Here is a 25,522-nt window from a genome sequence, read left to right as displayed (position 1 = left end):
CCACAACCCCGACGGCACGATCCGCACGGTGACGCAGACCGCGGGCGGTGTGGGGCCGTTCGCCACGTTCACCGCACAACACAGCGGCTTGCGGCTGGACACGTCAGGATCGGCGGTCCAGCAGGCGACCCCGTCGGCCGCGGAGTCCCAGCACTGGCAGCTCCGTGCGAAGCCGGGTGGCCACGTCGAGGTCATCAACCGGGCCACCGGCTCGTGCCTGGACGTGTCCGGCGGTTCGGCCGCGAACGGCGCGAGCGTGCTGCAGTGGCGCTGCCACGGAGGCGTCAACCAGCAGTGGACCGTGCGCGCCGTTGACGCGACCACGGTGTCACTGGTCAACCGCGCCAGCGGCAAGTGCCTTGACGTCCCCTCGTCCAGCACGGCCAGCGGGACCAAGCTGATCCAGTGGACCTGCACCGGCAGCGCGAACCAGCGCTGGCGCCAGGCGTCGGTCTGAAGCCGGGGACAGCACCGTGGACTTCACCCGACGACAGTTCGGCCGGCTCGCCGCGGCCGGCACCGGGGCGCTCGTGCTGCCGGGCCTGCTTCCACCGGGAACGGCGGCAGCCGTACCTCCGGCCGGGACTTGGGGCGACCAGGGCGACGGCACGTACGTCAACCCGATCATCCCGGCCGACCTCAGCGACTGGGACTGCATCCGGGTCGGCACCGACTACTACGGCATCACCAGCACGTTCGGGTACTCGCCCGGCATGGCCGTTCTGCACTCGAAGGACCTGGTCAACTGGCGGACGCTCGGCGGCGCGGTCGGTGACGTCACCCGCATCGGTCCGGAGCTCAACTGGGACCGGATGAACCGCTACGGCCGTGGCGTGTGGGCCGGATCCATCCGCCACCACGCGGGGCGGTACTGGGTGTACTTCAACACGCCCGACGAAGGTTTCTTCATGACGTCGGCCCTGTCGCCGACCGGGCCGTGGGAGCCGTTGCACGCACTGTGGCGAACCTCCGGCTGGAACGATGTGTGCCCGTTCTGGGACGACGACGGCCAGGGCTACCTGGTCACCACCAACTACGCGGACGCCTACAAGGTGCACCTGTTCAAGCTGTCCGCGGACGGCAGGTCGCTGGTCGGTCCGTCCACGGTCATCCACCAGTCGCGGGGCAGCGAGGCCAACAAGCTGTACAAGATCGACGGCACCTACTACCACCTCTTCAGCGAGGTGAAGTCCGAGGGCCGCGTGGTCATGATGAACCGCGGCAGCAGCCTCCACGGCCCGTTCGAGACCAAGCAGTTGCAGCACGTCTCCCGTTCGGTGGACCGGGAACCCAACCAGGGCGGGCTGATTCAGGCCCCCGACGGCGCATGGCACTGGGTGACCCACCACGGCACCGGGGCCTGGGAGGGACGCGTGCTGTCCCTGCTGCCGGTGACCTGGGTGGACGGCTGGCCGATCCTGGGCGAGGTGGGCGCGGACGGCATCGGCAACATGGTGTGGACGGGCCCCGTGCCTCCCGGCGGCACGCCCGGTCTGCCGGTCGACGCGCTGCCCGCCGTGGTGACCAGTGACCTGTTCACCGACACGCGCCTCAAACCGCAGTGGGAGTGGCACTACCAGCCACGTGCGGACCGATGGTCACTGACCGAACGCCCCGGTTTCCTGCGGCTGAAGGCGTTCGCACCGCTGGTGGCCGACAACCTGACCAAGGCCGGGAACACGCTCACCCAACGGGTGCTGCGCACGGCAGGCGGCGCGACGGTCACCGCCCGGCTCGACCTGGCCGGCCTCGCCGACGGCCAGCACGCCGGGCTGTGCCACTACGCGGCGACCTATGCGGGGCTGGGTGTCCGTCGTTCCGGGACCACGACCACGATCGCGCACAACGCCGGCGGCACCCTGACCAGCGGCCCGGTGATCACGCAGAACGTCGTGTGGCTGCGCACTTCGTGGGACGTCAACGGGGTCAGCCAGTTCTCCTACAGCCTCGACGGGAGCACGTTCACCTCGTTCGGCGGCACCTACCAGCTCACCTGGGGCGGTTACCGCGGTGACCGGGTCGGCCTCTACACCTACAACCCCAACGGCACCGGTCATGTCGACGTGGACTCGGTGCACTACACCATCACGCCCACCAGGGCGTACAAGTGCGTCAGCGTGCGCAGCGGCAAGGTCGCCGACGTTTCCCGCGCGTCGAAGGCGGATGGCGCTGCCGTGATTCAGTGGCCCGACACCGGTGCCGTGAACCAGAAGTGGACCTTCCAGTCCACAGAGGACGGCTACCACACCATTACGTGCCTCGCCAGCGGCAAGGTGCTCGACGTGGCCGGGTCCTCGCCGACGGACGGCGCGCGGGTCGTGCAGGCGACCGCCGACGGCCGGGCGAGTCAGCAGTGGCAGCTGCGCCCGCAGCCCGGCGGCGTGTTCCTCGTGGTCAACCGCCACAGCGGCAAGGTGCTCGATGTGAGCGGCGGCAGCACGGCCGACGGTGTCGCACTGATCCAGTACCGCGACACCGGCGGGTCCAACCAGCGATGGACCTTCCACCGCGTCACCGACTAGGAACTGGTTCCCCCAAGACTGGAGTGTCAATGACGACATCAGGGACGGCATCGGGAATGTCCCGCCGGGGTTTCCTGGCAGCCACCGGCATTGCGGCGGCCTCGGCCGCGGTACCGGGTCTGACGGGCCTCTCGCCGCTGGCTCACGCGGCGGACCCGCAAGGCGACCTGGCGAACCTGGTCAACCTGCGGTTCGGCATGTTCAACCACTTCAACCTCGGCACCTTCACCAACGAGGAGTGGGCGGCGGGCGGCCAGAGCCCGACGAAGTTCGCTCCGTCCTCTGTGGACTGCGCGCAGTGGGCGGCGGCCGCTGCCGCCGCGAAGATGAGCTACGGCGTGCTCACCACCAAGCACCACGACGGCTTCTCCCTGTGGCCCACGGCGTTCGGCCGCCAGAACGTGGCCTACTCCGGCTACCGGCAGGATGTCGTGCGCCAGTACGTCGACGCGTTCCGGGCTCGAGGCCTGCGAGTCGGACTGTACTACTCGGTCTGGGACCGCACGCACACCATCGAGGCGTACGGCGGCTATCACGGCAAGGATCCGCTCCAGTCCATCGAGCCGGGCGACATGACCGTGGTGCTCGGCCAGATCCGCGAGCTGCTGACCAACTACGGCACGATCGACGTGTTCGTCACCGACGGCTACGCCTGGCAGATGGGGCAGCAGCAGATCTCCTACCAGGAGGTCCGCAACCTGGTGAAGTCGCTGCAACCGAACTGCGTGATGATCGACCACGGCGCCCTGTCACAGCCCTGGCTCGGCGACGCGATCTACTTCGAGGCCCCGCTGGGCTATCGTGCCCCGGCGGGGAACACGTTCGCGGGCGTCCAGGGGGAGACGATCAGCAGGGGCTGGTTCTGGCACCCGCACACGGCCACCGAGGCACCGCGCAGCGTTGACGCCATCGTGACCGACCTCAGGGACCTGGAGCCCAAGTACACCTCGTACCTGTTGAACTGCCCGCCCAACCGCGACGGCAAGCTCGACACCAACATCGTCAACCGGCTCGCGGAGGTCGGCGCGGCCTGGAGCCCGAACCCCTCGCGTCCGCCGTTGCCCGCCCAGCCGCTGCGGGTCGAGTGGCCGGTGAACGCGGTGGCCGCCTACGCGTCGTCGTACAACCCCGGCGAGTTCGCGTACCGCGCGATCGACAACTTCAGCGACAACAAGCTCGAGACCTGTTGGTCGACCTGGGGCGGAAATCGCGTGCTGCCGCAGACGATCACGATCGACCTCGGGGGAGTGTGGAGCAACGTCTCCACGCTCGAGTACCTGCCGAAGCAGTGGAACCGCACCAACTCAACCGACGGCGACATCACCGCGGCCACCATCTCGACCAGCACCGACGGCATCACCTTCACCACGGTGGCCACCGTGAACTGGGCCGCGAACGGCCGGGTCAAGCTCGCCGAGTGGACCAACCGGAACGTCGGCTTCGTGCGCATCCACGTCACGGCCGCCACCGGTGGCTACGTCAACGTCGGCGGTGTGCACGTCGGCGGCCGCAGCGTCCGCCCCCAGCTGGTGTCGCGCTTCCCGCTGGCGAACACGGTCTACCGCATCGAGTCCCGGGCCAGCGGAAAGGTGCTCGACGTGCGGAACTCCGGCACGGCCAACAACACCCCGGTGCAGCAATGGCCGTGGCTGAACAACGCGTGCCAGAAGTGGACCTTCATCTCCACCGGGGACGGGTACTTCAAGATCCGCGACCAGAACAGCGGCAAGCTGCTGGAGGTCGGTGGCCGGTCCCGGGCCAACGGCGGAACCATGAACATCTGGGGTGACGCGAACGTCTTCCAGCAGCACTGGGCCGTCACGCCGGTCGACGGCGACCACTTCATCCTCACCAACCGCCTCAGCCAGCGGGTGCTCCAGGTCCCCGGAGCATCCACTGCGGACGGTACCGTCCTCGAGCAGTGGGACCACACCGGCGAGGGTCACCAGCAGTGGCGGCTGGTCCGGTCCTGACGTGTCCGTCTCCTGTGGACGGTGGTGCCCCGGCCGGGTTTCCCGCGGCCGGGGCACCACCGTCTGCGACACCGATCAACTCGTCACGCGGAACGTGGCGTCGCTGCGGCCGGTCGCGGTGGTGATCGGGTCGAGCCGCAGCTGGTACGCGTAGTGCCGGAGGTAGCGGTCGGGGTGGTTGTAGGACTGGAAGGACGACCAGGTCGCGTCGGCGAGCCCGGCGACCTGCCGGAAGGTGGCATCAGCGGCGAACTGGGCGGTGCCGTCGTTGTAGACCAGCTGGAAGTCGTAGTTTTGGTGCCGCAGGAAGTATCCGGGGTAGTCCACCGACTCGAAGGACACGGTGCCGGAGCCTGCCAGGCCGTTCCTCAGCCGGAACTGGGACTCGTCGACGGGGCTGACGTTCGCGTCGATGCGCACGTCCATGCTGGCGTGCCGTACGTAGCGGTCCTGGAAGTTGTACGACTGAAGCCGCTTGGCCGGGGTGTTGGGCCAGCGTGCGAGCACGCGGCTCTCCTCGGCGGCCGTCAGTGTCGTGATCGCGCCATGGCGCTTCGGGAAGCCACCCATGTCGTAGTTTTCCGGCGCCTGCAACCGATAGGTGCCGACGTCGAACGGGTTGGTCGTCAGGATCGGCCGGTACTCACGCACGCCGTTCGTGCTGAGGTGGTCGATGTAGAGGGCCCACTCGTTGCGGTCGCGGAACTTCATCCACACCGGGCCCTCGACCACGTGGCCGGTGAGGCCGATGCTGGAGAGGGTGCCGAGTTTGGTCCACGTGCCCAGGATCGAGTTGCTGCCCTCGACCGTGTTCTGGCCGTCACCGGAGACGCGCACGTAGCGGAAGTTGCCGGCACCGGCGGGCACCTCGGTCATCTGGGTGTCGACGATCGGCGTGGTGCCGGGCGGGTCGATCCAGATCTGCGGGGTGGTGATGGTGCGGAAGTCCTTGGTGCGGGCGTAGTAGATGCGGTACTTGAACACACCGTTCACCGTGGCGTTCGTCGCCCAGTACAGGACGTAGTCGCTCGTCTCCGGGTTCCACACGGCTTCCGGCGCCCACGCGTTGCGCCCGCCGGGGATCGCGCCGGCGACGTTGATCAGCCGCGGCGGCGACCAGGTGACCAGGTCCGTCGACTCCCACACCACGAAGCTGGGACTGCCGTTGGCGTACGTGGAGCCGCAGCGGATGCACAGGTCGGTCGCGATGATCCAGTACTTGCTCCCGTCGGGTGAGCGCACCAGCGCGGGGTCGCGCACGCCCTTCGTGCCGATCGGGGAGCGCAGGACCGTGCCTCCGCCGTTGAGGTCGTTCCAGCGCAGGCCGTCCGTGCTGTGCGCGAGGTAAAGCCTTTGTCCGGTCGCGGAATCGCCGGTGAAGGTCACCATCAGGTAGCCGGGGTCGGCAGCGGCAGCCCGCTTGGGTGTGACGACTTGGGAGGTGAAGATCAGGGCGACGGCGACGAAGATCGCTGCCAGCCGGGGGAGACGAGTACCTAACACGTGCTTTCCCTTCTATCCGGTCACGCGGAACGTCGCGTCGCCGCGGCCCGTCGCGGTGGTGATCGGGTCGAGTCGCAGTTGGTAGGCGTAGTGCCGGATGTAGCGGTCGGGGAAGTTGTAGGACTGGAAGGAACTCCACGACGACGACGCCAGCCCCGGTACTTGGCGGAAGGTCGCGTCGGCCTGGAACCGCGCCGTGCCGTCGTAGGGCGCGAGCACGAAGTCGTAGTTCTGGTGCCGCAGGTAGTAGCCGGGATAGTTCACCGACTGGAACGACACGGCCGAGGGGTCCGCCAGGCCGGGCACGATCCGGAACTGGGAGTCCTCGATCCGGCTGACGTTCGCGTCGATGCGCACGTCGAAGCCCGCGTGGCGGACGTAGCGATCCTGGAAGTTGAACGACTGCAAGCGGTTGGCCGGCGTGGTCGTGCCCCACTTGGCCAGCACCCGGCTCTCCTCGGCAGCGGTCAGGTTGAGGACGGAGCCGTGGCGCTTGCGCGCGGTGCCGACGTTGTAGTCGGAGAGCCTCCGGAAGTTCTGCGTGCTGCTCAGGTCGGTGGAGGCGACGGGCAGATAGCCGCTGCCGCCGGCGTTGTCGAGCCACAGCGCCCATTCGTCGCGGTTGTTGAACCGCATCCACATGGGACCTTCGACCTGGCGGGGGGTGAGGCCCAGGTGGGACAGGTCGCCGACGGTGGTCCAGGAGCCGAGGATCGAGTCGCTGCCCTCGATGGTGATCTGGCTGTCCTTGGATGCCCGGTAGTAGCGGAAGCCGCCGACGTCGCGCGACGACTCGACGATCTGGGTGTCGATGATGTGCTGCGCGCCTGACCGTTCGATGTAGACCTGCGGCGCGGTGATCGTGCGGAAGTCCCTGGTGCGCACGTAGTGGATGCGGTGCTTCCGGACGCCGTTGATGGTGGCGTTGGTGGCCCAGTACAGGACGTAGTCGCCGGAGACCGGGTCGTGGATCGCTTCGGGTGCCCAGGCGTCACCCGCGGTCGGAATGCCGCCCGCGACGTCCAGCAGTCGTGGAGCGGACCAGTTGACCAGGTCGGTGGACTCCCACACGACGAGCGACTTGCTGCCGTTGTTGGACGCGTCGCTCCACGACCTGCCGCTGCCGGACATGCGCAGGTCGGTCGCGATGATCCAGTACCGATCACCGGCGGACGAGCGGACGATCGCGGGGTCGCGCACGCCGCGATCGCCCACAGTGGACAGCAACACGGGCGCGCCGTTGTTCAGCTCGGTCCAGTGCAGGCCGTCTTTGCTGTGGGTGAAGTAGATCTGCTCGCCGTTCGCGTGCTCGCCGGTGAAGTGCGCCATCAGGTAACCGGTGAACGGGTCGGCGGCCGACGCGCGGTCCACGGCGACGAGGACGTGGGCGGCGAGCAGCAGCAACGCCGTGACCAGGGCCGCGCCTACACGCGACAGTGTTCGTTGCACGGTTCTACTCCTCCGGTCAGAGGGTGGAGACGATCGGGGCGATGGTGCCGTCGCGCAGGCGCGCGGAACCCCCGGCGTGGTGATCGTGCGCCGGTGCGTGCGGAAGGGGTGACTTCCCGGGAATCGGGGAAGCGAGCCTAACGTCCTCTGTGGACAGAAGACCGGTGTGGCGAGGGCGCGATGCGCTGAACCTGCGCGGTACGGTCTGCGAGCTCGGTTGCGGCGACAGTGCAACACGTTGATGCCATGTCTGCGTACTCCCTGCGTCGTTGCAGCAGCAGCTTGAGGTCACCAATTGTTAGCGTTAACATTCGGCGGCTGAGCTAAATGACAACATGACGACGACCGGGGAGTCAATGGGCCGTTTCGGCGAGACGCTGCGGTGTTAGCGATAACAGGAAGACTGCTCGCCTTTGCGTCGCCACCGGCTTCCGTTGCGCGGTAAGACGTTCTGGCCACCGGAGAGATCGGAACGAGCCGAGCAGGACGAGTGCGGCCCCAGGCTGCGGTCGGACCGAGGCCGACGATGACGCAGGTGTAGGAGATGAAGGCCGGGGAGGTGTCGGTGAGTGCGCCGAAGAACCGCCTGGTCAAGTGATCACGAGCCATCGCGGGACGTACGCGTTTGGCTGCCGGTCCGGTTGGATCTCGAGGCTGTCTTTTGAGGGCGGCGCGGCGACGGCGTAGGAACCTGCTTTCTTCACCAGTACGACGGCGGCCACTCCCGTCGCGAAGGCGATGAAGCTGTTGGTCACGATGGCCGAGTTGGCCAGGGTGCCTGCGGTGTGGCGCTTGACCAGAGGGCAAGGGGTCGCTCAGGCAGGAATTGCAGGCGGTTTCGGCCCAACGAGCAGCGGTCAAGGTTCGCTGCACCGCTCTGGTGTGGCAGCGATGGATTGCTCTCCCTCGTGGTGACCACATAGGTGGTGGCGAAGAGGTCACCGGCAGTCCATTGAGCGTCGATTCGTTGACCTGCGAATTCGCGAATCTCGGTGACAAGACTTCGTGCAGATCTCGGGAGTTGGGGAGGACTTCTGCTCCCAATTTGCTCCCACGCAACGCAAACTCGGCTGGCGCGGCCGGCGCTGTAACGCACCCGGACGTCTCCCCGACGGCCAAGCTGGCAGGCCTCATCGCGGTCGGTCCTGACGAGCGGGTCTTCCGTGTCGGTGACGACAGCGAGATCGACATCGAAGCAACGGCTGAGGACCTGTTCGGCGACAACCCAGGCCACGTCCTGGTGCACCACTGCCGCAAGGTCAGCGTGGTCGTGTCGTACGTGGGCGCGGAGCGAACGGTCGAGGTCCACCCGTCCGCACACGTCAAGAAGGTGCGGAAAGAGGCGATCGATGCGTTCGGGCTGGACAAGGAAGCGTCTGCTGACCTCGTGCTCCGGCTGCCTGGCTCCAGCGACGACCTGCCGGTGAACAGCCCGATCGGTGCCTTCGTCGCAAAGGGCAGCTGCACTCTGCAGGTCGACCTGGTCCACCTCGTTCGTCCGCAAGGGTGATCGTTGCTGTCGATGCACGAGGACTCGCAACCCACCCTCGTCGCGGCGCTTGCAGCACACGCGGCCACCGGAATCCTGATATGCGCCGACAGCGCGGTCTGCAATGAGACTGACGGGCAGGCGGCACTGCTCACCGCGGTCGTCACCGCTGTGCGGGCTTTTGGACAAGTTCATGTCCTCGCGGAGGCGGCCGAGGCCCGCGTGACGGCTGGGGTACGGCGGAACCTCACAGTGGCTGACGCGATCCGCCGCGAGGGCGCCAGGCCGGTGCTCATGAATGAACTCACGGCAAGCGCCACTTGGCCCGTTCTCATCGTCGGCACGAGTACGCCCGAGCCACCGACCGACCACAATCACGGTCTTGCCTTGAGGGTCTGCTGGTCGGGATGGGTCGCCCAGGTGGCGACACCACGTGTTTCCACGCTGAGGCCTGGCGGCTCGTGCGTCCTTGCGGCCATCGCGGCGGCCGCGATGGGCGTAAGCGAGATCTTCGACGCTGCTCGCGCACGCGCGGGCAGCGACGCCGGCTACCGAACAGTGGCGCTGAACCTCTGGAATCCCGACGGCAGCGTGGACGATCAAGGCCCCTCCTTGGCTCACGCGGCAAGCGCCTGGTGGCTGGTTGGCCTGGGCCATCTCGGTCAGGCCTACGCGTGGACCATCAGTTGGCTCCCGTATGAAGATCCCGGAGCCGTCGAGATCGTTCTGCAGGACACGGATCGAACGGTTCCGGCGAACCACAGCACGGGCGTTCTCACTCCCAGGGGGTCAACCGGTATCCGGAAGACACGCTTGGTAGCTGCGTCTCTTGATGAAGCTGGGTTCGACACCCGGATCGTTGAGCGGAGGCTCGGCGTCGACATGCGCGCCGCAGCTGAGGAATGTCATGTCGCTCTTCTCGGACTCGACAACCTCCCGACCCGCCGGCTGACCTCCGGGGTCAACTGGTTGTTTGCCGTCGATGTCGGGCTTGGGAGCGGGCCGAAGGACTTCTCCTCCCTGTTGCTGCGCAGGGTTTCCAGGTGCACGCCCAAGTGACGAGGTCGAGGCATGGAAGGAAAGGTCTTTTAAGCCTCAAAGAGTGCCGACCAGCCGGGCGTTCATGGACATGCGCCAGCATCGGGGCGAGTGTGGTGTCGTCGAGCTTGCAGGCAAGGCGGTTGGGGCCTCCTTCGTGGTGATCGTGGCGGCGTGCTTCGCTGTGAGCGAGGCCGTCCGTGAACTGCACGGCGGAGCTGGGTTGGATGTCGTTACGTTCGACCTCACCACGATGGACCTCGTGTCCGCGGTCGCTGAGACTCCTGCAAACGTGATCAGCACACCGCTACGTGCATCCCTGGCGCACCTTGTCGTGGACCGCGACGTTGACCCGTGCGCACACGGCGCCGCCGAGCTTGCGTGAGTACGGGCAGGGCACCTCTCCGTCCTTATTAGACTGTTGGCCAGAGAGGTGCCCTCGTGCAGGTGCTACTGGCTGAGCGTCCAGCTGTTGATGTAGCCGGTGTCCGCATTGGCCCGGTCCTGCACGCGCAGCTTCCAGGTGCCGTTGCGCGGTTCGCTGGAGAGGTTGACGGTGTAGGTCTGGTTGATGTTGTCGGTTGAGCCGCCGCTGCGGTTGTGCAGGTTGTAAGCGGTGCCATCGGGGGCGACGAGGTCGACGATCAGGTCACCGATGTAGGTGTGCACGATGTTGACGGCGACCGATGAGGTGGCGGAGCCGTTGCCGGAGCACCCGGAGACCGTAACGGGGGACTCGGCGGTGCTGTTGTCCTGGATGGGAACGTCGTTGGGGTTGGTTGCCGCCGCGCATCCCGCGCCGTTGACGGTGAGCGTGTACGTCGCTGTGTGTGTGGCCGACGGTGCCGCGCCGGTGACAGTGACCGAGTAGATCCCCGGCGGAGTTGAGGCGCCGGTCGAGATGGTGAGCGTCGAAGAGCTGCCCGCGGTCACCGAACTCGGGCTGAACGATGCCGTGGCTCCTGCGGGCAGACCGCTTGCAGTGAGTGTGACTGTTTCGGCCGATCCGCTGCGGACGCTGGTGTTCACCGTGGTGGTCACCGAGCTGCCGGGGTTCGTCGAGCCGGAGGAGGGCGATGTGCCGATGGTGAAGTCGTTGGAGGGAGCGGAGAAGTTCGGCTTCACCACGAAGAGACCGCCTTCGATGGTGAAGACGGCGACGTTGCCGCTCGGGTAGTACGGGTAGTTCGTCCAGGAGCCGTTGAAACCGGCCGTGTTGCTGGACGGGTAGATGTCGAAGTACGCGGCTTCTGACATCGTGGTCGGGGTGGCGACGTTGGCCAGGTCGACGACGCGCAAACCGGCCTTGTAGTTGGACTGGTACGAGTAGTTGCCCTTGATCCACTGGTTGTGGTCGGAGGCGGTCGTGGGTCCGTTGAATGTGCCGACGAGCACCGGGTTGGTCAGGTCGGCGACGCTCCACACGTAGGTCCGGGTATTACCGCCGTTGCTGGTCTCGTCGGTTTCGTCGTCGAGGAGGAAGTACTTGTGGTCCTCGGTGAACACGCCCTGGTGGACGTAACCGCGACCCGTGTAGGTCTTGCGGGACAGCTGCACCGGGCTCGACTTGGAGGTCACGTCGAAGAACGTCAGAGTGTCCTCATTGGACCCGGCGAGGATTTCCTTGCCCTGGTAGCGGGTATCGGGTCCGTGGTAGACGACGGCAGTCGAGTCGTGTGAGTAGCCGTCGCCGCTGATGCAGCCCGCGAACGTCGGCGAGAGCCGGTTGGTCAGGCTGTAGGCCCGTGGTCCGCCGGAGCAGGTGGTGGAGCCGTTGACGTACAGGAAGCCGGTTTGCGCGTTGACGCTGACCGTGTGGGCCCGCGTGAACGCGGTGTCACGGGCGTCCGCGCTGAACGTCACCGGGGGAGAAGCCACCGAACGCAGGCGGGTGAGGTCGAAGATCTGCAGGCCGTGGCTGCCGTTGTTGTCGGAGACGATGTAGGCCGTGTTGTTGTGGACGGTGAGCTCGCGCCAGCTCGACGAGCCGGTGGCCGTCGGCAGGTTGCCCAGGTAGACAGGGCTGGTCGGGGTGCTGATGTCGACGAACGAGGTGCCGTTCGTGCGAGCGACGAGTGCGTACTCCTTGCCGGTGGCCGAGTCGGTCCAGCCCCAGCCTCCGCTGCCGGAGCCGCCACCCATGGCGGACAGCGGGAGTACCGACTGCAGGTCGATGTTGCGGCACGGGTAGGTGCCTGCCATGCCGTTCGTGCAGGGGACGGCTGCGGCGGCCTGGACCGGTGCGGCTGCGGTGGATGGTGTGACGGGAACTGCTAGGGCGAAGGTCGCCAGCACCGTCAAGACGGATCTCTTCAACATGCTCGGTTCTCCCATGCAGGGGTTGGTCGAACGTCAGTACATGCGGTGGTACGGCAGCAAAAATTCATGACGGAGCCGCTATCGCGGTAGGGCCGATGTGAGGGTTTCTCGCCGCCAAGACGCGGGCGCGCGACGCCTTGTACTGCAACAGGCGTAATAGTCAACGATTCAGATTCGTACTCTCCGCCGTAGTTGGTCACCGCTTTGATTGCCTTCGTACTACTCCGCATAGTGGGTTCGACCGCCTCTGGGCTTGACGTGGATACCCGGTAGGGGTAAGGCTAGATACCCCTAGCCCGTATCGAGGGAAGGAGGCGGGCATGTCGATCTGGACCGATGCGCGACGCCGTGATCTGATCACCGGGGCGATCGGGGTCTGGCTTGTGGTCGCGTTGGTGAGCGACGGCTGGGCGCACTTCAACGTGCCGGAACTGGAGAGCTTCTTCACGCCGTGGCATGGGGCGCTTTATGCGGGGTTCGCGGCCATGGCCGGATGGATCGGGCTGCTCGCGTGGCAGTCTCGCCGCGCGGGGCGCTCGCTGTTCAGCGGCCTGCCGCGCGGGTATCGCGGTGCGGCGGCCGGTGTGCTCGTGTTCGGGGTGGGTGGAGTCGCAGATCTGCTGTGGCACGAGGTCTTCGGGATCGAGGTCGCGGTCGACGCACTGGTCAGCCCGAGTCACCTGATGCTCGGCGCGGGTGGGTTGCTCATGCTGAGCAGTCCTCTTCGGGCGAGCGGTGTACTTCGTGAGGACAAGCCGTGGACGGCGGCGGCCGTGCTGTCGCTGACGCTGTCCACCACTCTCGTCGCGTTCTTCTTGCAGTACACGTCGCCGTTCCCGATGCCGGCCGTGGTCGAGTCGTTCGTCCCCACTCCTGAAGGCACGGCGGGACATCTCGAAGCTGAGATGCCGGTCATCGCCGGCTTGAGCGGCTATCTCGTGACAACGGTGCTGTTCACCTTGCCGTTGCTGCTGATGCTGCGCGGCCGGGAGCGCTTCGCTGCACCCGTGACCGTCCTGGTTGGACCCATTGCGTGGCTGCCGGTCGCCGTCGTCGGATTCCCCTGGATTCCGGTGGCCGGCGCTCTCGGCGCCACTGCGGGTGCCGTTGTCGCCGACCTCTTGCCCGCACGCGTGCAGACCGCGCTGCCGATCGTCGCCGGTGGCGTGGCGGCGCTGGTGTGGGCCGGTCAGCTCGCCGGACTTGCACTGGCCGACGCGCTGCGCTGGCCGGTGTCGCTGTGGGCGGGCGCGGTCGTGCTCGCTGGACTCGCCGGTGCCGCCAACGGGTTGCTGGCGACCGTCAGTTCGGCAGGCATGCCAGCAGCATCACTGCCATCAACGCCGCGGACGCGGTGACGACGGGGAGTGTCATCGCGGTGACGCCGGCGATCCCACAGGAAAGCAGTCTGCGCGCGCCGTTCGGGATCCGGCGGTGCCGCTGCAGGCGGTCGAGTCGCGTCTCCAGCGAGTCCCTGCCCATGGCGAGCGCGGAGTTCGGAGCGCCGTGGCACGACACGCGCACCAGGGCGGCACGGACGGTGTCGGCGCCGTGGGTGCGTGCGGCGGCCAGGTCGGCGGCCATCTCGACGAGTTCGCGGATCGTCGTCGTCGCTCGCTTGAACAGCGGCAGGACCGGAAGCGTGGCGGCTACCGCGTCCGCGGCGGCGACCAGCAGATGGTGGCGTCCGTCGAGGTGTGCTCGCTCGTGGTCGAGCACGGCGTCGACCTCGGCGGGGGACAGGTGGCGGTGCAGTCCTTCCGTGGCGACCACGACGCCGGGTTTTCCCGCGAGGCTGAACGCCAGTGGGCGGTCGTGCTCGAGCCACACCGTCGGGTGTGCGCCGGCTTCGCGCCGACCGGCAACGCGCAGCATCGAGAGGTGGTCCTCGCGGGCGCGGGCACGTTGCCGGGCAACGCGGGCGCCAACGACCGTCAGCCGGACCAGCAGAGCGGTCAGCAGCGCGCCACCGGTCAGGCCGCTGATCACTTCGATCGTGGGTGTGGTGCCGTGCCGCACCGATTCCCAGCAGTGGTGCAGCGTGTCGAGGACGGCGAGGCCGTGCTCGGGCAGCAGGAGCAGCACCACGGCCATCGTCGAGGTGATCATCACCGTGACGACCGAGGTGATCCACGCGACCAGGGCCACCACGGGGTCGCCGAGCCGGCGCAGGAGCTGTGGCCCCAGACAGCCCATCACGGCGGACCCGAGCAGCAGCGCCAGCGCGACTGTCATCTTCCCGAGGCTTTCCTGCGCAACGCCTTGCGCAGCACCGCCGACTCCTCGGCGGTCGCGGACTGTGCGAAGTGCAGCAGTGCCGCTTCCGGGTCGCCAGATGCGAGAAGCACGTCACGGACGGCGTTCGTGGCGGCTTCTGCCCGGCTGATCGTGGGCTGGTACCAGTAGGCCTTGCCTTCGAGTTCGCGCGCCACCCAGTCCTTGCGGTGCAGGTTGTCCAGCACGGTGAGCACGGTGGTGTAGGCCAGTTGTTTGCCGGTGTCCAGCCGTTCCCACACCTGGCGCACCTTGAGCGGCTCTCGGGCGTGCCACAGCACGTCCATCACCGCAGCTTCCAGCTCACCGAGTCCGTGCATCCCTCACGTCCTTCCCGCAGGACGAGAAGTATGCCTGGTCGATGAGGCGCCTCACTAAGTTGAACACCGCTGTTCGATTTAGAGTCGGACTCGGTGTAGCTTAAGTCGAACATGAGTGTTCGACTTAGGGAGTGGGCATGAGTCAGACGGCCGTGCGAACGAACTGGTGGGTGCTGGTGCTGCTGTGCCTGGCCCAGTTCATGGTGATCCTGGACGTGACGGTCGTGAACGTCGCGCTCCCGGTGATCGCGACCGAGCTCGCACTGGACCGCGCCGCGCTGACGTGGGTGGTCACGGCGTACACGCTGTGCTTCGGCGGGCTGATGCTGCTGGGCGGCCGCCTGGCCGACACGATCAGCCGACGAGGCGTGTTCCTGGCCGGGCTGGCCGTGTTCACGCTCGCGTCGCTGGCCTCAGGGCTGGCGGAAAGCGCGACCACGCTGGTGGCGGCACGTGCGGTTCAAGGCGTCGGTGCGGCGCTGCTGTCCCCGGCGGCGATGTCGATCGTCACCACGACCTTCCACGGCGCGGAACGCAACCGCGCACTCGGCGTGTGGGCCGCTATCGCCGGCGCGGGTGCCGCGGTCGGAGTCCTGCTGGGCGGTCTGTTCACGGCCGGGCCAGGCTGGGAGTGGGTGTTCTTCATCAACGTGCCCGTTGGCATCTTCGTCGCCGTGCTGCTGCCGCGACTGGTGCCGTCCGGCCGAAGTGGACGGACGCCGGGGAAGATCGACGTGCCGGGTGCTTTGGTCGCGGTGCTGGCTGTCGGCGCGTTGATCTACGCGTTGGTGCGTGCGGGTGACACGGGCTGGGTTGGTGGCAGCACTCCGTACTTCCTGGCTGCTGGCTTGGCGTTGCTCGTGGTGTTCGTCGTCGTCGAACGCCGGGTCGCCGAGCCGCTGGTCCGGCTGGAGTTGCTGACCCGCCGCCCGGTGGTGGCGGGCAACCTGGTCATGCTGGCCGCATCCGGCCTGCTGCTGGCCAACTTCTTCCTCAACTCCCAATACCTGCAGCACGTGCTGCGGCTCGACGCGCTGGAGACCGGCCTGATCTTCCTGCCGGTCGCGCTGGTGATCGGGCTCGGCACCCACATCGGCGTCCGCGTCGTGAACCGGTTCGGCGGACGACCGGCCGTTGCCGCCGGTTTCGGCCTCGCCGCGGTGGGCGCGGTGCTGCTGGCTCAGGTGCCGCCCTCCGGAAACGCTCTGACGGCCGTCCTGCCCGGCTTCCTGATTTCCGGTCTGGGGCTCGGGGCCACGTTCGTCACGGCGACGACCACCGCGATGGCGCACACCGGTCCGCACGACGCCGGAACGACCTCCGGCCTGATCAACACCGGGCACGAGCTGGGCGCCACGCTCGGCATCGCGCTCGTGTCGACCATCGCGGCTCAGAGCCTGCAGGGCGGTGGAGGTCCGATCGGCGGCTTCGGTGCCGCCTTCACCGCGACCGCGATCGCGGCAGTCGTCATCGCGATCGGGGCGACGCTGCTCGTTCCGGCAGGCCGTCCGCCCGCGACGGACGGTCCGGTGTTCGCGCACTGACCGTAGGCTTCGGTCGTGGCCACCACGGAGACCCGGCGCCGCGCCGACGCCGAACGCAACATCGCCGCCATTCTCGACGCTGCCCTGGTGCTGTTCACCGAGGATCCGCAGGCGAGCATGGCGGCGATCGCGCGCGCCGCCGGCGTCGGCCGGGTCACGCTCTACGCCCACTTCGCGTCACGCGAGGTGCTGCTGGAGGCGGTCCTGAACCGGACGATCGCCGAGGCCGGCGAGGTCATCAAGACTGCCGCGCCGGAGGAAGGCTCTCCCGTCGAGGCGCTCCGGCGGTTGCTGCGGACGTCCTGGCAGGTGCTCGACAAGCACCGCAAGCTGTTCGACCTCGCCCAGCGCGAGCTCGGCCCGGTCCGGCTTCGGCAACGCCACCGCGAGGTCGTCGACCACGTCGAGGGACTGCTCGCGCGGGGTCAGCGGGAAGGCGTGATCCGGGCCGACCTGCCGATGAACTGGCTCGTGACCACCGTCTACAGCTTGCTGCACGCAGCCGCGGAGGACGTCAACACCGGACAGCTCCAGGCGGAGGACGCAGCCGACGTGCTGGAAGCGACCCTGCTGCCCGCCCTCAAATCCTGAGCCCGGTCACGCCGCGCGGCTTGTAGACCGCGAGCACCAACGCCACCATCAGCACCACGAGCGCTCCACCGGCGTGTACGACGAAGGTCGGCGACCGCAACGGCGCGAGGTCTGAAGCCGGGTCCGCCGCGACGGCGGCGAAGCGGTCCACCGTTCGCGTGTAGATGAGCAGCACCACGGTGGCGAACACGTTCAGCACCAGCTTGAAGATCACCCAATAGTGCCGGAACAGGCCCCACGCGGAGCCGAGCGACGAGACCAGCCCGGTCAACAACGACGCGATCGCGAACGGCAAGACCACGTACCAGACGACTGGTTCCGCGATCAGGTTGGCGGCGCGCGCGACGCGATCGTCCTGAGTGGTCAGTCCGACCACTGCCATGGCGAGAAACGTGAGCACGGCGCCGAACCAACCCACCGAGGACGCGATGTGCGCGGTCAGGGCGAGCTTGCGCAGGCGCGGCCTCATCGGTGCATGCCTGGGCCGTGCTCGATGGGGAGCGCGAGCACTACGAGGAACAACACGATCACGACGGCAATGACGATGCCCATGATCTTCACCCACCGCGGTGTGTCAGCCATGTCCGTCAGTTTACGAGACACTGTGTATTTATCAAGACGCAGTGTCTCGATCCGGTAGGATGTGCTCGTGCCGAAGCTGTGGAACGAGACGATCGAGACGCACCGCCGCGAGGTGCGTCATGCGATTCTGGCCGCCACCGCGGCGCTGGTGGCCGAGCGCGGTCTGCTCAATGTGACGATGTCGCAGATCGCGGAGCAGACGGGCATCGGCCGCGCCACGCTCTACAAGTACTTCCCGGACGTGGAGGCGATCCTGCATGCCTGGCACGCAGAGCACATCGCTCACCATCTCGCCCATCTGACCGAGGTTCGCGATCAGGCGAGCGGACCCGCCAGGCGACTCGAGGCCGTTCTCGAAGCGTTCGCCGCCATTTCGCACGGCTCGCACGGCCATTTCGACACCGATCTCGTGGCCCTCCTGCACCGCGACGAGCAGGTTGGTCACGCGCAGGAGCAGGTTCGTCACATGATCCGCGACCTGCTGGCCGAAGCCGCCGCGGCCGGAGAGGTCAGAGGGGACGTTGCACCTGCGGAACTCGCGGCGTACTGCGTCCATGCACTCGCCGCAGCCGGCGCCTTGCCCTCGAAGGCCGCGGTTCGTCGCCTTGTGACAGTGACTCTCGCCGGCCTTCGTCCGGCTTCCTGAAGCAGGGCCTGTACGCAGCCATGCTTCATCGCCGTACGGCAGGTTGAACTGGCAACCAAATCAACTGTCGCGCGCTCGAAAATATCCGAAGCAAGATAGTAGCCCATTGGGGTGATGCGGGTCACACTGTTGGGGTTTGCGTCGATTACTCCTCATGGGGGTAGCAATGGCGCTGCCCCCTTGCCCCGAAGGGAGTGGCCTGCTGTGAACCGAATACGGCGGCTGACCACCGTCGCTCTCCTCGTTGCCGGTGTGCTGGTGATCCCAGCGACGGCCAGCGCGCACGACCCGGACGAAGGCGGCACGCATCCGCCCACGGGTGGCGGTGCGCCGGACCTGCACAGCGCGAACATGACCCTGGTGAAGAACCTGCCCAAGGTCGACGCCGCAACGCAGTCCGACCTCGCGTTCGAAGGCAATTACGCCTACGCGGGCACCTTCAGCGGTTTCCGCGTCATCGACATCTCGAACCCGACTGCGGCCAACCAGGTCGCCTTCAAGCCGTGCAACGGCGGGCAGGGCGACGTGTCGGTCTACAACGGACTGCTGTTCTCCTCGGTCGACACGCCGCAGAGCAAGCCCGAGTGCGACAGCGTCAACACGCCGGCGACCAACCCGGCGGCGTGGGAGGGCGTTCGGATCTTCGACGTCAGCGACCCCGCCAACATCAAGCACATCGCCTCGGTGCGCACAGACTGTGGTTCGCACACCCACACGCTGGCGCCTGCGGGTAAAGGCAGCCTGTTCGTCTACGTCTCGTCCTACGGGCTGACCACCACCTCGATGGGGCCGCACTGCCAGCAGTTCCACGGCAAGATCTCGGTGATCCACGTGCCGCTGCAGAACCCGGACAAGGCCGGGGTGGTCTCGACTCCGGCGACGACCGGTGTGCCGGTGTTCGACCCGGCGCGGCTCGAGTTCTCGAACCCGGCGCTGCAGCCCACCACCGGCTGCCACGACATCACGGTGCTCGCTCCGTCGAACCTCGCCGCGGCCGCGTGCCTGAGCGTCGGCCAGATCTGGGACATCAGCGACCGGGCGCATCCCAAGGTGCTGCGCACGCTGACGACACCGCAGGTGCAGGCGTGGCACTCGGCGCAGTTCACCTGGGACGGCAAGCGCGTGACGTTCGGTGACGAGGCCGGTGGTGGCGTGATCCCACGCTGTCGTGCGGAGGATCCACCGACAAAGGGTGCGGTGTGGACCTACGACGTCGCTTCCGGAGCGGAGCTGGGTCACTACAAGCTGCCACGCTTCGAGAACGGCGTGTGCACCATGCACAACTTCAACTACCTGCCCGGCATCGATCGCGACATCCTCGTCTCCGCCGCCTACACCGGCGGCACGACCGTCGCGGACCTGACGGATCCGGCGAACCCGGTGGAGATCGGCTTCTACCGCGCGGGTGACCCGATCGCCGCCAACACCTGGTCCACCTACTGGCACAACGGCTTCATCTACGCCAACGACATCAACAGGGGCTTCGACGTCTTCGCGCTCGACCACCCGGCCGTCGCAGGCGCCGCGTCGCTGCAGCGCGACAACCCGCAGACCCAGGAACGGCTCTTCCCGTAGCCAAGGAGGTTTTCCCGTGTCCAGAAGAGTCCTTCGAACTGCGGGTGCGCTCGTGGCGGCAGTCGTCCTGATCACCCCGGCGACCGCCGTCGCCGACCACGCCACGAACCCGCACACCCCGAACATGCACGCCAAGGGCCACAGTCCGCACCCGGCCACGTTCCTGGGTGAGCCGGACGGCGTCCGGCACGTCAACTCCGACACCGCCTTCCGGGGCAACCTGGCGTTCCACGGCAACTACGACGGCTTCCGCATCGTCGACATCGCAGACCCGGACAATCCGACCGAGATCGTCCACCAGCGCTGCAACGGCGACCAGGGCGACATCGTCGTGTGGGAGAACATCCTGGTCCGGGCCTGGAACTCCAAGAAGACCGTGCCACGCGACTGCGACGGGCAGTCCGTCCCGGCCGGATGGGAAGGCGTGCACGTCTTCGACATCAGCAATCTCAGCAACCCGAACCTGATCGCGTCGGTCGAGCTGCCGTGCGGCTCGCACACCCTCACCGCCGCGCCGGACAACGGCAGGCTGATCGTCTACAGCAACAACTCCAGCAGCACCGGGTGCGGCACGAGCGGCAACCTGGCGCTCGAGAACGTGCTCGGCGACTTCATCGACGTGATCGAGGTGCCGTTCGCACACCCGGAGAACGCGAACCTGCTGCGCCGTGAACCGCTGGCAGGTCCGATCACCAACGTGCGCACCGGCTGCCACGACATGGGCGTGATCCTCGGCAGCGTCAACCTGGCCGCCTGCGCCAGCGCGGACGCGACCAACGTCTTCGACGTCGGTGCCAACGCACATCCCGGCGGCAGCCTCGCCGACCCGGTGTTCCTCTACACCGTCAGCGAGCCGGGGGTCGGCCAGGCCGGCACCAACGGCCGCTGGCACTCCGCGACGTTCAGCTGGGACGGCAAGGTCCTCGTGCTGGGCTGGGAGCCTGGCGGTGGTTCCGAGCCCGAGTGCCAGAGCACTGACCCGGACGTCGACAAGAGCCTGTTCTTCTACGACGCCCACACCGGCGCCAAGCTCGGCCAGTGGGTGCTGCCCAGAGGACAGGACGGTGTCGCGGAGAACTGCACCGTCCACAACTACAACATCGTGCCGCTGCGCAACGGCCGCTACATCGCGGTCGGCGGGCACTACCAGGCAGGCACCTGGGCCACCGAGTTCACCGACCCCGCTCACCCGGTGACGATCGGCTGGTCCGACCCGCCCGCCATCAGTCCGCCCGACCTGGGCGGGGCCTGGTCGTCGTACTGGTACAACAACTTCATCTACGAGTCCAGCATCACCGAAGGGCTCAACGTGTTCCGGCTCAGCGGCAACGCCACCGGCGGCGCCCTCCGGCTCGGTCACCTCAACCCGCAGACGCAGGAGTTCTCCCTGCCGTGACACCAGATCGCTGGGCCCCGTCGGTGACGGGGCCCAGTTCGAGGGGGAACCAACGAGGAGACAGAACCAATGAGAACCAGACGGCTCTTCACCGCACTCGCCGTGGCGTCCCTGACCGCGGCGATGGCGGCACCCGTAGCGGCGCATCCCGGCCAGCACGGTCCCACTGACGGACACTTGCTCGGCCCTGGTGCGTGGGGCGACCTGCAGCTGTTGGGCAAGGCCGACCTGACCAACACCGACGACCTGATCGCCGACGTGGCGATCGACCCGCGCACCACGTATGCCTACCTGGCGAACTGGGGCAGGGCCACCTGTGACGCCAACCGCGAGGACGGTGATCCCGACGCCGGCGCCTACGTCGTCGACATGACCGACCTGGCCAACCCCAAGCAGATCGGGTTCATCCCGCACTCCCAGGACAGCCGGCCCGGTGAGGGCATGCAGGCGCTACAGATCGACACGAAGTTCTTCAACGGCACCATGCTCGTGATGAACAACGAGCAGTGCGGCAAGAACGGCCGTGGTGGTGTCTCCCTGTACGACGTCAGCAACCCCAGCAAGCCGGTCAAGCTGTCAGAGCACTTCGGTGACCGTGCGAACCTGTCGCGAGGTGATGCCAACGACACTCACAGCGCGTTCGCCTGGGACGCGGGCAACAAGGCCTACGTGGTGACGACCGACAACTTCGAGTCGGGCGGCCCGGACGTTGACATCCTCGACATCACCAACCCGAAGCGGCCGCGGCTGATCCGCGAGATCGACGTCGACGCCGAGTTCCCCAACCTAACCCAGACCCAGCTCGGCCTGACCGAGGTCTTCTTGCACGACATGGTCGTCAAGAACATCAACGGGCACTGGGTCCTGCTGCTGTCCTACTGGGACGGTGGCTACGTTCAGCTCAACGTCGACGATCCGGTGAACCCAACGCTGATCGGCGACACCGACTTCAGTCACCCCGACCCGCAGCTGCTGGAGTCGACCGGAGCCGCGCGCACGGCCGAAGGCAACGGGCACCAGGCGGAGTTCACCGCCGACAATCAGTACTTCATCGGCACCGACGAGGACTTCGCGCCCTACGGAGCAACGAACTTCTCGATCACCAGCGGTACGAACGCGGGCGCGTACCCGTCAGTGCCGGTGCCCGGTTCCGCACCGATCGTCGTCCTCGAAGACGACGAGCTCAACGGACCGGTCGTCTACGGCGGCTACGGCTGCCCAGGCTCGGCCCCGATCCCGACGCCTGCCTCGATCCCCGGCTACGAGGCGTCGCTGCAGGCGGGCGAAGAGAAGATCGTTGCGCTGCAGCGCGGACCGACCGGCGACCCGAGCGCGCCTGAACCCGCCTGCTTCCCCGGTGAGAAGGCACATGAGGCCGTCCTTGCCGGCTGGGACGCCGTGGTCTTCGTGCAGCGGCACGGCGGAACCGAGAACCCGCCGTTCTGCGGATCGGGCGGCTTCGACGACGCAGTCGTCGGCGTGTGCACGAACCACGAGGCGTACCACAAGATGTTCGGCACGCCGGTCAGCTTCACCTACCCCGACGGACCGGCGATCGGCACCGTCGGCGATCGGATCGAAGCCACTGCGGCGTTCGACGGCTGGGGCTACGTGCACCTGTTCAGCAACCAGGCGGATGCGAACAAGAAATTCGCCGAGCTGGACACGTTCGCCATCCCCGAGGCGATGGACCCGGCGTACGCGGTCGGGTTCGGCGACCTGAGCGTGCACGAGGTCGCGACCGACCCCAACGACCCGAGCCGGGCCTACCTGTCGTACTACGCCGGCGGCATGCGCGTACTGAGGATCCAGTGCACCAGCCCGAACAGCTGCGAGCTGGTGGAGAGCGGTGGATACCTCGCCCCCAACGGCAACGACTTCTGGGGTGTCGAGACCTTCACCCGCAACGGCAAGACCTACGTCGCGGGCAGTGACCGCGACGACGGTCTCTACCTGTTCGCCACCGGACCGTAGGCGATGAGGGTGCGAGCCGGGCGAGGACACCTCGCCCGGCTCGTCGTCGCGGGCCCAGTCCGTACCCTGAGCCCAGGTTTCCGGAAGGGGTGGGTGTGGGTTCGCGGCGTGGGAAAACCACAGACGACGGGAAGGCCGCGGTCCGGATGGGCCGACCGCCCCTGGTTGACCGGGAGGCGATCATCCGGGCTGCACTGGAGATCGGGTTCTCGCGGCTCACGATGCCCGCGGTGGGGCAGCGGCTGGGGATTTCGCACTCCACGTTGTACCGGTACTTCCGGAGCCGGGACGACCTCGCGGCCGCGGCGGTCGACCAGGCGGTCAACGCGATCGAGTGGCCGGAGCCCGGCGACGACTGGCGTGCCTACCTGACGGAAACGGCGTGGGCACATTGGCGTCTCTACTCCGCCCACATCGGTCTGGCGAGGGAGATCACGGCGTTGCGGGTCATCGGGCTGGCCTTGGTCAAGCGTGACAACCAGACCGGAGTCCATCTTCTCGAGTACGGATTCGATCCGGCTGACGCCGTGCTCGTGGTGGACATGCTGGCGGAGTTGGTCACCCAGGCGTTTCTGGCCGCGCCGGAACAGGCTGATGGCGCCGATGACGCGGTCGACCTGCTTCAGCGACGCCGGCAGGAGCTCATCGGCCCGTGGATCGATCAGTACGACCCACGCCTGCAGGAGGTGCTCGCCGGCGCCGTGTCCGGGCCCACTGCCACCTGGTTCGAGCGGAAGCTGGCCCTTTTCCTCGACGGTGCGGCGGCCTGTCGTCGCGCTGCCCCCTGAGTTGCGGTAACTTTGTGACAGGGTGTCATTAAGTAGCCCTGTCAGGTTGCCGATCTGGGGGAGGGGCAGTGTCGCAGCCCAAGCCGACGTCGTCGGCTGTCGAGACGCCGGAAGTCCAGACGCCAGATCCCCGGCGTTGGGGAACGCTTGCCGTCGTCGTCTCCGCGCAGCTCCTGATCGTTCTGGACTCGTCGGTCGTCACCATCGCACTGCCGTCGGCACAGGCCGAGCTCGGCATGTCCGACTCGGCCAAGCAGTGGGTCGTCGCCGCGTACACCCTGACGTGGGCTTTCTCCTCGTCGGTGGTCGCCTTGCGGACGTGCACGGCAGAAAGAAGATCTTCCTGCTCGGCTTGCTCGGCTTCGCGGTGACCTCGGCACTCGGAGGGCTTGCCGTTGGGCCGGTCATGTTGCCGCTGGCTCGCGCCGCGCAGGGAGTGTTCGCCGCGTTGCTCGCTCCTGCCGGTCTGGCTTTGTTGACGACGGCGTTCAGCGATGCGCGCGAACGTGCTCGCGCCTTCGGCATCTTCGGTGCCGCGGTCGGATCGGGGATGGCCGTGGGCATGGTTCTCGGCGGTGTCCTCACCGAAGTCGGGTCGTGGCGATGGTGCCTGCTGGTGAACGTTCCGCTGGTACTGGTTCTCCTCGTTCCCGCCGTTCGGTTTCTCGGTGAGAGTCAGCGCGACGCGGTGGTCAAGTACGACCTGCCCGGCGCGATCACCGGCACGCCCGGCGTCGGCACGTTGATCTACGGCCTCAGTGAGGCGGAAACCGTGGGCTGGAGTCATCCGTCCACGGCCGCGTTCGGACTGGCCGGACTGGCGCTGCTCGTCGTATTCGTCGTCATCGAACGCAGGTCGGAACGGCCGATGATGCCGCTGCGCATCGTGGTTGACCGTGTGCGCGGTGCCGGATACGCCATCGTGTTCCTCGCCGGCGCTGCACTGCTGGCGTTCTACCTCTTCCTGACCTTCTACCTGCAACTCGTCCGCGAGTACTCGCCGCTGCTGACCGGGCTGGCGTTCCTGCCCAGTGCTGTCGGTGTCTTCCTGGGCTCGCTGGGGGCCGGCCGGATCCTCGGTCGAACGGGCCCGCGAGCTGTGCTGACCACAGGCCTGTTGCTGGGTGCGGCCGGGATGGCCTACCTCGGCGTGCTCGACCCGGCCAGCGGCTTCTGGCCGGTGGTCTTCCCCGCCCTGCTGGTGAGCGGGCTGGGCATCGGAGCCGCGCTCACCACGGTCACGAAGATCACGCTCGACGGCGTGCCGTCTGGAGATTCGGGTGTCGCGAGCGCACTGACCAACGCGATGCGCCAGATCGGTGGAGCGGTTGGTGTGTCGGCGCTCAACGTGGTGGCGCTGTCCGTGACCACGGCGAAAGGCGATTCGGGAGACGACGCGCTCACAGACGGCTATGTTGCGGCGTTTGTCGTGGGCGCTGGGCTACTTGCGCTCGCAGCGCTCATCGCTGTTGTCACGACCGGCACACGACGTGCGCACGGGGAGTCGATGTAACAAGCCGGGTCTTGCCGACCGAAGTT

Annotated in this window: 24 protein-coding genes; 17 read left to right on the top strand and 7 right to left on the bottom strand. The window is 67.3% G+C overall.

Annotated features, from left to right (window positions below; translation table 11 throughout):
- The 3 genes from DI276_RS50820 to DI276_RS10845 all read left to right on the top strand — a co-directional run.
- A partial coding sequence (locus DI276_RS50820; RefSeq protein ID WP_198680557.1) for an RICIN domain-containing protein occupies nt 1–457 on the top strand: 457 nt, incomplete at its 5' end.
- 16 nt (nt 458–473) lie between these two features.
- Nucleotides 474–2,522, top strand: a complete 2,049-nt coding sequence (locus DI276_RS10850; protein ID WP_112263123.1) for a family 43 glycosylhydrolase — start codon at nt 474–476, stop codon at nt 2,520–2,522.
- A 29-nt stretch (nt 2,523–2,551) separates the two neighbouring features.
- Nucleotides 2,552–4,495 carry an alpha-L-fucosidase gene (locus DI276_RS10845; protein WP_198680556.1) on the top strand — a complete coding sequence of 648 codons (1,944 nt, stop codon included), beginning with the start codon at nt 2,552–2,554 and terminating at the stop codon, nt 4,493–4,495.
- A 75-nt stretch (nt 4,496–4,570) separates the two neighbouring features.
- On the opposite strand, the gene DI276_RS10840 is transcribed toward DI276_RS10845, so the two are convergent.
- The 3 genes from DI276_RS10840 to DI276_RS49860 all read right to left on the bottom strand — a co-directional run bounded on the left by DI276_RS10840 (nt 4,571) and on the right by DI276_RS49860 (nt 8,202).
- On the bottom strand, nt 4,571–5,998 hold the full coding sequence (locus DI276_RS10840; protein ID WP_112263121.1) for a glycoside hydrolase family 43 protein: 1,428 nt from the start codon (nt 5,996–5,998) through the stop codon (nt 4,571–4,573).
- A 12-nt stretch (nt 5,999–6,010) separates the two neighbouring features.
- Nucleotides 6,011–7,447: a glycoside hydrolase family 43 protein gene (locus DI276_RS10835; RefSeq protein WP_112263120.1), complete on the bottom strand. Its 1,437-nt coding sequence runs from the start codon at nt 7,445–7,447 to the stop codon at nt 6,011–6,013.
- A gap of 590 nt (nt 7,448–8,037) precedes the next feature.
- Nucleotides 8,038–8,202 carry a hypothetical protein gene (locus tag DI276_RS49860; protein ID WP_157984637.1) on the bottom strand — a complete coding sequence of 55 codons (165 nt, stop codon included), beginning with the start codon at nt 8,200–8,202 and terminating at the stop codon, nt 8,038–8,040.
- A 290-nt stretch (nt 8,203–8,492) separates the two neighbouring features.
- Here DI276_RS49860 and DI276_RS10830 point away from each other — a divergent pair, with 290 nt between their 5' ends.
- From DI276_RS10830 to DI276_RS10820, 3 genes are read left to right on the top strand one after another with little or no spacing between them, the layout of a single operon-like run.
- On the top strand, nt 8,493–8,957 hold the full coding sequence (locus DI276_RS10830) for a hypothetical protein (protein WP_112263119.1): 465 nt from the start codon (nt 8,493–8,495) through the stop codon (nt 8,955–8,957).
- Between the two features lie 12 nt (nt 8,958–8,969).
- A complete protein-coding gene (locus DI276_RS10825) occupies nt 8,970–9,995 on the top strand; it encodes a hypothetical protein (RefSeq protein ID WP_112263118.1) in 1,026 nt (341 codons plus the stop codon).
- 43 nt (nt 9,996–10,038) lie between these two features.
- A complete protein-coding gene (locus DI276_RS10820; RefSeq protein ID WP_112263117.1) occupies nt 10,039–10,359 on the top strand; it encodes a hypothetical protein in 321 nt (106 codons plus the stop codon).
- A 65-nt stretch (nt 10,360–10,424) separates the two neighbouring features.
- Here DI276_RS10820 and DI276_RS51925 read toward each other — a convergent pair whose 3' ends face one another.
- Nucleotides 10,425–12,176, bottom strand: coding sequence for a choice-of-anchor B family protein (locus tag DI276_RS51925; RefSeq protein WP_232836574.1), 1,752 nt, complete (start codon nt 12,174–12,176; stop codon nt 10,425–10,427).
- Between DI276_RS51925 and DI276_RS50810 the strand changes: the two genes are divergently transcribed.
- Both DI276_RS50810 and DI276_RS10810 read left to right on the top strand, forming a co-directional pair.
- Nucleotides 12,175–12,363: a hypothetical protein gene (locus DI276_RS50810; RefSeq protein WP_198680590.1), complete on the top strand. Its 189-nt coding sequence runs from the start codon at nt 12,175–12,177 to the stop codon at nt 12,361–12,363. The genes DI276_RS51925 and DI276_RS50810 overlap by 2 nt on opposite strands.
- 250 nt (nt 12,364–12,613) lie before the next feature.
- The gene (locus DI276_RS10810) at nt 12,614–13,651 is read left to right on the top strand and encodes a hypothetical protein (RefSeq protein ID WP_198680555.1); all 1,038 of its coding nucleotides are present in this window, start codon (nt 12,614–12,616) and stop codon (nt 13,649–13,651) included.
- Here the strand turns inward: DI276_RS10810 and DI276_RS10805 are convergent.
- Together DI276_RS10805 and DI276_RS10800 are read right to left on the bottom strand one after the other, a co-directional pair.
- Nucleotides 13,596–14,528, bottom strand: a complete 933-nt coding sequence (locus tag DI276_RS10805; RefSeq protein WP_112263116.1) for a M56 family metallopeptidase — start codon at nt 14,526–14,528, stop codon at nt 13,596–13,598. The two genes, DI276_RS10810 and DI276_RS10805, sit on opposite strands and share 56 nt — an antisense overlap.
- A complete protein-coding gene (locus DI276_RS10800; RefSeq protein ID WP_112263115.1) occupies nt 14,525–14,887 on the bottom strand; it encodes a BlaI/MecI/CopY family transcriptional regulator in 363 nt (120 codons plus the stop codon). The genes DI276_RS10805 and DI276_RS10800 overlap by 4 nt, the downstream gene beginning before the upstream one ends.
- A 137-nt stretch (nt 14,888–15,024) precedes the next feature.
- Between DI276_RS10800 and DI276_RS10795 the strand changes: the two genes are divergently transcribed.
- Nucleotides 15,025–16,431, top strand: a complete 1,407-nt coding sequence (locus tag DI276_RS10795) for a DHA2 family efflux MFS transporter permease subunit (protein ID WP_112263114.1) — start codon at nt 15,025–15,027, stop codon at nt 16,429–16,431.
- A gap of 15 nt (nt 16,432–16,446) precedes the next feature.
- A complete protein-coding gene (locus tag DI276_RS10790; RefSeq protein ID WP_112263113.1) occupies nt 16,447–17,022 on the top strand; it encodes a TetR/AcrR family transcriptional regulator in 576 nt (191 codons plus the stop codon).
- On the opposite strand, the gene DI276_RS10785 is transcribed toward DI276_RS10790, so the two are convergent.
- Nucleotides 17,012–17,491 (bottom strand): DUF2269 domain-containing protein, encoded by a 480-nt coding sequence (locus DI276_RS10785; RefSeq protein WP_112263112.1) that lies wholly within the window; start codon nt 17,489–17,491, stop codon nt 17,012–17,014. The two genes, DI276_RS10790 and DI276_RS10785, sit on opposite strands and share 11 nt — an antisense overlap.
- Before the next feature lie 180 nt (nt 17,492–17,671).
- Between DI276_RS10785 and DI276_RS10780 the strand changes: the two genes are divergently transcribed.
- From DI276_RS10780 to DI276_RS10755, 7 genes are all read left to right on the top strand, one after another.
- The gene (locus tag DI276_RS10780; RefSeq protein ID WP_112263360.1) at nt 17,672–18,250 is read left to right on the top strand and encodes a TetR/AcrR family transcriptional regulator; all 579 of its coding nucleotides are present in this window, start codon (nt 17,672–17,674) and stop codon (nt 18,248–18,250) included.
- Nucleotides 18,251–18,454: 204 nt separating this feature from the next.
- Complete coding sequence (locus tag DI276_RS10775) at nt 18,455–19,825, top strand: LVIVD repeat-containing protein (protein ID WP_198680554.1); 1,371 nt, start codon at nt 18,455–18,457, stop codon at nt 19,823–19,825.
- Nucleotides 19,826–19,841: 16 nt separating this feature from the next.
- Complete coding sequence (locus DI276_RS10770) at nt 19,842–21,221, top strand: LVIVD repeat-containing protein (protein ID WP_157984635.1); 1,380 nt, start codon at nt 19,842–19,844, stop codon at nt 21,219–21,221.
- A gap of 69 nt (nt 21,222–21,290) precedes the next feature.
- Entirely contained in the window at nt 21,291–23,195 is a 1,905-nt protein-coding gene (locus DI276_RS10765) for an LVIVD repeat-containing protein (protein WP_112263109.1), read from the top strand.
- Between the two features lie 146 nt (nt 23,196–23,341).
- On the top strand, nt 23,342–23,983 hold the full coding sequence (locus DI276_RS10760) for a TetR/AcrR family transcriptional regulator (RefSeq protein ID WP_112263108.1): 642 nt from the start codon (nt 23,342–23,344) through the stop codon (nt 23,981–23,983).
- 68 nt (nt 23,984–24,051) lie between these two features.
- Nucleotides 24,052–24,354: a hypothetical protein gene (locus DI276_RS49855; protein ID WP_157984634.1), complete on the top strand. Its 303-nt coding sequence runs from the start codon at nt 24,052–24,054 to the stop codon at nt 24,352–24,354.
- Nucleotides 24,303–25,496 carry an MFS transporter gene (locus DI276_RS10755; protein ID WP_157984633.1) on the top strand — a complete coding sequence of 398 codons (1,194 nt, stop codon included), beginning with the start codon at nt 24,303–24,305 and terminating at the stop codon, nt 25,494–25,496. The genes DI276_RS49855 and DI276_RS10755 overlap by 52 nt, the downstream gene beginning before the upstream one ends.
- The last annotated feature ends 26 nt before the right edge of the window (nt 25,497–25,522 follow it).

The sequence above is a fragment of the Lentzea terrae genome (genome assembly GCF_003265345.1).
GTDB lineage: Bacteria > Actinomycetota > Actinomycetes > Mycobacteriales > Pseudonocardiaceae > Lentzea > Lentzea terrae.
This window is presented reverse-complemented; position numbering and strand designations above follow the sequence as displayed.